6 protein-coding genes and 1 pseudogene are annotated in these 6,888 nt (G+C 41.6%); 4 read left to right on the top strand and 3 right to left on the bottom strand.

Annotated features, from left to right (window positions below; translation table 11 throughout):
• Window positions 1-261: 261 nt before the first annotated feature.
• From KIH87_RS11870 to KIH87_RS11855, 4 genes and pseudogenes are all read left to right on the top strand, one after another.
• Window positions 262-1,369 (top strand): annotated as a pseudogene (locus KIH87_RS11870) (IS3 family transposase); the annotation flags it as partial.
• 483 nt (window positions 1,370-1,852) lie between these two features.
• Window positions 1,853-2,284 carry a DUF6932 family protein gene (locus KIH87_RS11865; RefSeq protein WP_232358078.1) on the top strand — a complete coding sequence of 144 codons (432 nt, stop codon included), beginning with the start codon at window positions 1,853-1,855 and terminating at the stop codon, window positions 2,282-2,284.
• Between the two features lie 19 nt (window positions 2,285-2,303).
• Window positions 2,304-2,714 (top strand): hypothetical protein, encoded by a 411-nt coding sequence (locus tag KIH87_RS11860; RefSeq protein WP_232358077.1) that lies wholly within the window; start codon window positions 2,304-2,306, stop codon window positions 2,712-2,714.
• A gap of 301 nt (window positions 2,715-3,015) precedes the next feature.
• The gene (locus KIH87_RS11855; protein WP_232358076.1) at window positions 3,016-3,480 is read left to right on the top strand and encodes a CFI-box-CTERM domain-containing protein; all 465 of its coding nucleotides are present in this window, start codon (window positions 3,016-3,018) and stop codon (window positions 3,478-3,480) included.
• A 249-nt stretch (window positions 3,481-3,729) separates the two neighbouring features.
• On the opposite strand, the gene KIH87_RS11850 is transcribed toward KIH87_RS11855, so the two are convergent.
• From KIH87_RS11850 to KIH87_RS11840, 3 genes are read right to left on the bottom strand one after another with little or no spacing between them, the layout of a single operon-like run.
• Entirely contained in the window at window positions 3,730-4,689 is a 960-nt protein-coding gene (locus tag KIH87_RS11850) for an ABC transporter six-transmembrane domain-containing protein (RefSeq protein WP_232358075.1), read from the bottom strand.
• A 56-nt stretch (window positions 4,690-4,745) separates the two neighbouring features.
• Window positions 4,746-5,774 (bottom strand): TauD/TfdA family dioxygenase, encoded by a 1,029-nt coding sequence (locus KIH87_RS11845; RefSeq protein WP_232358074.1) that lies wholly within the window; start codon window positions 5,772-5,774, stop codon window positions 4,746-4,748.
• Between the two features lie 15 nt (window positions 5,775-5,789).
• Entirely contained in the window at window positions 5,790-6,812 is a 1,023-nt protein-coding gene (locus tag KIH87_RS11840) for a TauD/TfdA family dioxygenase (RefSeq protein ID WP_232358073.1), read from the bottom strand.
• Window positions 6,813-6,888: the final 76 nt, after the last annotated feature.

Genomic DNA, 6,888 nt, shown 5'->3' with positions numbered 1-6,888 from the left:
TTTGGGAAGAGTAGTTTAGATTTTGGTGGTTCTATATCTCTTTATCAAATATAGAGGGAGTGTTCAAAATTCTGTGTCATTTCTTTAAACTTCCTCAAAAAGGAAATGGCACATGTTCAAGAAATTCGAAATTGATATCGATATCGATGTTCTGCTTTAATCAGACCGGATACATCAATAAAGGAATATAATCCTGATATTGAGGTGACTATGACAAAAAGAAAAAACAGAAGTTATACCAATGAGTTCAAATAAGAAGCAGTGTCATTGGTAACAGAGCAAGGCTACAGCGTGTCAAAGGCAGCAGCCTCTCTAGGTATTACAGATAAGCTGCTTTATAACTGGAAGACCAAGTTTGAAGCAGAGCAATCAGGTGAAGCTTTATCTGCTGATGAGCGAGCAGAGCTGATTAGGCTTCGCAAGGAAAATAAAGAGCTAAGGATGGAAAAAGATATATTAAAAAAGGCCAGAGCCCTGTTGCTCAAGGAAACAAAGTAGCGTTTGAAACCGTTAAACAGCTATCTTCAATTTGCCCTGGTACTCAGCTGTGTAAGAGCCTGAATGTCAGTCGTTCGGCCTATTATGCCTGGCTTAATAAGCCTGCGAATATCATCACTGCTGAGCAGTTGTATTTGTATCGCAGAACAAAGGAAATATTTAAGCAAAGCCGAAACAGCTTAGGCTATCGAGAGTTCCGCAAACGGTTATGCAATGAGGGCTTTAAAATCAGCGACTACGGCACGCAAAATCTGATGGCAAAGCTTGGCTTAATAGTCACTCAGCGCGTCTCTTACAAGGTTACTACCAAGCGCAAACACAGTGATGCAGTAGCTAGCAGATAACCTGCTTAACCAGAACTTCAATCCTGTTGCACCGAATCAAATCTGGGCGGGATATGTGACATACTTGAAAACAGGGCAAGGCTGGATGTATCTGGCTATCGTCATGGATTTATATTCCAGACGGATTGTCGGCTGGCATACAGATAAACGCATGACCACTGATTTAGTCAGTAAAGCCATGATGAAAGCTTATAACTTGAGGTAACCTCCTAAGGGCTTGGTGTTTCATAGCGACAGAGGCTCACAGTACACCAGCAAGCGTTATCATAAGCTGTTAGCCAGTTATGGAATCAGAGCCTGTATGGGTGATTGATGTTGGTGCGTGTTGGGATAATGCTGTTGTTAAACGGTTCTTCGGCAGCTTAAAGCATGATTGGCTACTAAAAGTACCGCAACCAACACGAGAGCATATGAAAAACGATGTCGCTGCTTATGTGTGATATTACAACTTTGACCGTCTTCATACCGCTAACAAGGATATGTCGCCGATTAACTATGAAAATTCCTTAAGGAAAGTGTCCGGTTTAACTAGAGCAGAACAACTACCACACCATTTATACCTTAGAGCACAAATACGGCTACCCCAAACAGGCTAAAGATTTCGTTCGTTGTTATTGTTGCAACCAACAAATAGACGTGGCTAAAGCCAGAGAATTGGACTCTTAGTCACCTTCAGGCATGGAAGCCAAATAAAGCTAACTCTCCGAGCCCTACCAAATATCTTCAATATAAATTTATGGTGACACAGGTGTCACTTTTCTTGACAGGTGACTGAAGTGTCACTAATATAGGTTCTAGCTTATCTCAGATATACGAGAATCATATCTGTTATAGGTTGATCATTTGCTTTAAAAACTAAAAATAATATTAATCAAATCAAATCAAATCAAATCAAATCAGTAATTAAGAATAACAACTACTTATAAAAGGTACTTACACATGAAAAAGCGATCAGTGATTAACAATAACCCGGTGGGCCTATACAGGCCTTTATTTATGGAGAACGTTGAATGTCAAAGTTTAACACGTTTGGGACGCTTTTTGCGGACGAGGAATGCAGTACTAAGGAAGAATTATTAGAAGAATGGGGAACAAGTTCTCATAGAAGAAAACTCATCAATGATTTTTTACCCGGTTTGGAGTTTTTGTTTGAGTTAAATGTTGAAACTGTCTATTTGGCTGGTTCATTTGCCTCAATAAAAGAAAAGCCGAGTGATGTTGATGGCGTATTTCTTTGGAGTGAGAATGTTGATGAAAGTAAGTTGTCAGAAGATTTGTTGGAAATATTAGAAGATAAATACCGCATGGATTTTTATCTTGCTGATATGCCCACAGAATTTGACGGCAAGTCACACATTGACTTTTTCAGAGAAGGTCGGAACGGTGAAAAACCAGGTCTGATCAAAATAAATTTGAAAAAGTTCTTTGGCAGCAAGAAGTAGGGTCCAAAGGTGAATGGTCATGTTAACCAGTGAAAAGCAGCTAAAGGCTTCGATTAAAGCACTATCTGTGCTAATGGAAGCCATTGAGGCGCCGGTAAATCCTGATATACCGGCGATGCTTGTAAAAGCAAACAGGAGGAAAGTTCAACAAAAAATTGATGCTATTCAAGCCGAAATTGATGAATATCAGAGTCTAAAGACGTTGGCAGTATCCGAGATTAAGGTGAATTCTTTAGTTGATTTGCTCAAGGCGCCGATTCGTTATCGTATTTCTAAAGGTGAAACGGTCGATGCCTTCGCTAAAGAAGTGAGTGTTAATAAACGGCAGATTTTGCGTTATGAGGAAAAGGCTTATGAAAACTGTTCTATTCCTACATTGATGCAAATTTTGGAAAAAATCGGAATGCATATAGAAGGGCATATAGAGTGATATGCGTGGATAGTATCATTGAACTTTTTATTAAAAACCAATCCAAAAGCCCGCAACCATTATTTATGATGCGGGCTTTTTTTATATCAAGAAGAGAATTGATTTTATTGTTGTAAACGAGGAATTGTATTCAGGCTTTTCTTTGGCACTACCGCTTTCAACTTCTGAATAAATCCTTTTTCATCCATGCTCTCTATTATCTCTTTAAAATTATTTTAGGTAATAAAATTCCATATCTGGCAGTATTTTGTTAAGGTGTTATAATTAACCAAATTATTTGAGGCTGTTGTTAGCTGCCTCTATGTTAGATATTGAAATTACTTTTTATGGAGGGGGCATGAGCACGATAAAATGCGATTCTTGTCACGGAACAGGTGGGAGCAGCCACACCCATATATGTTACGGTTGTGGTGGTACTGGTGGTAATGGTTCGGGTGGAATATGTGGAGCGTGTCATGGTTCAGCTCAGCAAACTGAACAGATTCCTTGTGGAATATGTTTAGGTAAAGGATATGTATACAGTAGTGGGGGAAGTTCGTCCTGCTTTATAGCTACAGCTGTTTATGGTAGTTCAAATCACGAGGATGTGATGTTTTTGAGAAATTATAGGGATGTGGTTTTATCTAAAAGTAAATCGGGAAGGTTTTTTATAGCTGTATATTATGCTGTCGGGCCCTATTTGGCATTTTTGCCTCGAAATATAGGTATTGTTAAGAAAGTTTTGCGAGTGATCCTAGAATACATAGTTAAAACTTTGAAACAGTAGTCTGATTTTTTGTTGATAGCAGTTTTGTTAATCGGTACCTATCCCTGTCAAAACCCACTGTTTATCTTGCAATGATGGAGGAGAGCATATTCACGCTCTAGTATAACCGCAGATTAAGTGTGTCTGTTGTTTAGGTAAAGTCTCGAACAAATAGATATATAAATGAACAACAAGTGTCAGCTTCTAGTTGTTTAAGGGAACTAAGTAAGTTCTTCTTAAACAACTAGAAATTGTTAATGCTCTATATCATCAAGCCTTGGCTTGCTCCACAACCGCATCAGGATCGTTGGGATCATTCTGCACAGCTTCTTCTTGTGCTTTCTGAGCATTTGCTTCCAGAGGTGCCAAATGTTGCAATCGTTTGCTGATTTCGTTTACGCCGACAATGGAGTGGAATACGTTGGGTAAACGTATGATGGCGTTGTTTAAGGAAGTGACATAGTTCAAACAGGTGTATAACAAACCTGCGGTGATGGTATCAAGCCCGGTGGTAACATAGGCCGCGTAAATGAATACCGAGATCCCGATAATTTGAAATGCGCCAAAGCTGAGCGCTTCGTAGTTAGACAGGCCGATTTTGATTTTTGCTAAGCGCAGGAAATGCGCTTTAATGCGTTTATTATTGCCAGATTCGATTTCTTGAACTTTCTTTTCTCGTTGGTTATTGCGTTGGGTAAATAGGTCTCTCACGTAGGGGCGAGTGCCGTACCAGATGCATTGAATAACCACCATGGCGCAGAAGGCTGCGATACAGAGTTTAATGTCGATAAAGGCCAGCATCACCAGCGAGCCGATGATCTCGACGAAGGATTTTACAATAACAAACAATCCTGCCTCGAAGAAGCCCAGTATTTCGTCACATAGGGCTGTGCGCTCTGATGTGGCAGATAAGGACGAGTTGGCATTTCGTTGGTGCGAAACGGTTTCAATCGAGAGCTTGGCTCGAATGTTGGCGTAGGTTCGGGTGTCGTAAATGCGTCGGAAGGTGGACATAAATACAAAGATCACCATGATACCGATATACACATACAACTGATCGAAGCTGCCTTCAATGAGCCCATCGACGGACTTCCCGATCAAGTAAGGTTGTGAGATAAACACCAGGTTTTCCAGCACCACTAATACGAATGTGCCGACAATGGGCCAGGTGAAGCGCTTGAAGATTCCCCACAGTGAATAATCGGTGCTGAATGATGTGATGGCGGTCATAGATTCTCTCTGTACAACTAGGAGCCACTCAGGTGACTCCGTATTAGGATTAACAGCTAATTAGGTGTCGGTGAACTTACATCCGACCAATTGGTGATGTTACTCATACCAACCAGCACACTACGTTCGCCCTTAAAGCTGCGGCGTCCATGAGTAACAAGCATATTGTCAATCATTAACACATCACCAGCTTGCCAATCAAATTCTGTTTTCTCATCGACATAGGCGTTTTGCAGTGTTTCTATAACTTCTGGTTCAATGCCTGTGCCGTCACCATAGAAAGTCTGGTTAGGCAATTCGTCTGGTTCAAATGAACATTCCAGGATCTCTTGAGTTTCTGGATCCAGCGATTTGAGATTGAAGAATGTACAGTGATTGAACCAGCATGGTTCATGGCTGACAGGGTGATAGGCTGTTGTGTGGCGAATCTGATAAGTTTTCAGCGCTTCGCCCGGTTGCCATTCAAAATTAATGTCATTGTCGGTGCAGTAGCGTTCCACTTCTTCTTTGCTTTCGGTCTGAAATGCCGTCTGCCATTTGGTTCCCATAACCTGCCAGAAGCATCGTGAATAGCGATAATGCACTTGCTCGAACTTGTCGCGCACTTCTTTTGGAATGCGTTGATAAATCTTTCTGGCATCGGCTAATGGCGTTGCTCCACCTTGTTCGGCAGGCTTTTCACAATAAAAGAAAATGCGTAGCGGAAAGCTTTTATTGTAAGACTGCTCGGAGTGCTGAAAAATCTCTTTGTCTTCCGGGTGATCCGTTGATGTGTAGATATTTTTGTATACCGCGTGACGTGGCGAAGAACGCTCGCTGTAATAAAGTGCTTCGGTTGATGACTTCTCAATGAAGTTGTTGAAGGTTTCTTTATTATTGATTTCAAAACCACGGAACAAGATTGCGCCATATTTGGTGAGCAATTGCTCTAGCTGTTCCTTTTCATTGGCGATTTCCAACAAATCGCCGCTACTGCCTTCTTTCGGTTGAATGACTAAAGGCAGAACCTGTTCTTCACTAAATAAAAAGAGTTCACCGTTGGTGAGAGTAATGCTTTCTCTATTACCGATATTAATCATGGTCATATTCACTCATAAAGTTTATAGGTCGGTATTGGTGTACAGCTGCGACATGGCTACGCAAACCTGACGCTTGCCTTTAAAGGCGGAACGTCCGTGAGTTAACAGGAAGTTATCGACAAACAAGGCATCGCCTTCGTTCCAGTCGAACTTCACTGCGTGCTGGTTGTATAAGCCACGAATTAACTCAACCACTTCATCTTCAATAACCGTGCCGTCACCGTAATAGGCGTTGCGAGGCATGCCTTCTTCCGTAAATTCCTCAACTAAAAATTCACGGACATCACTTGGCATATTCGAGCTGTGGAACAGGTGGGCGTGGTTAAACCAAACGGTATCGCCTGTTACCGGGTGAGTGGCAATGGCCTGACGAACCGCTTTGGTTCTTAACACATTGCCTGGCATCCATTCGAAGCTGGTTTTGCTTTTAGTGAGATATTCTTCAACTTCTTTTTTGTTGCTGGATTGAAAGGCTTCTTCCCAATCCATGTCGATACCCAAGCCATAGTTGCGAACGTACATGACTTTCTTGGCGATAAATTTCTCTTTGATCTCTTCTGGAATTGCTGCGAAGACTTTTCTGTCGTCTGCCAGAGGAGTGTAACCGCCTTCTTCTGCTACCAGTTGGCTACAGAAATATAAAGTGCAGGGCCAGTTGTGAGAATAAGACATTTCGTGATGTAGCGGGATCACTTCTTCTTGTGCATATTCCGTGGACGTGAAGACATTTTCTGCGAGTTCTTTACGTGGTGCGCCGCGTTCCATATAGCCAAGAAGTTCATCATAGTGCGCTGTGGCTACATCGCGTAGACGAATACCATCGTTGATACCAAATCCTTTAAATAAAATGGCTCCGTATCGGTAGAGTATCTGGTTTACTTCTTCTCGATATTGTTTCACCCACTCACTCAAGGCCAGGTCATTATTGATGGCATGAACCTCAAAGGGGAGAGTCGACTGACCGTAATTCACACCTTTGGGTAGGCTTTTAACAAAGGTGGTCAAGTCGTCGGATGGTATTGCATTGATAGTGTCGGTTGTCATTGCATCCCTCGATTCTGTTATAAAGCCACTCAGTTGCTGATTTGTTTCTGAGTGGCTGGATTATTAGTTAATAGAG

Origin of the sequence: Paraneptunicella aestuarii, from assembly GCF_019900845.1 — a bacterium.
Lineage (GTDB): Bacteria > Pseudomonadota > Gammaproteobacteria > Enterobacterales > Alteromonadaceae > Paraneptunicella > Paraneptunicella aestuarii.
This window is presented reverse-complemented; position numbering and strand designations above follow the sequence as displayed.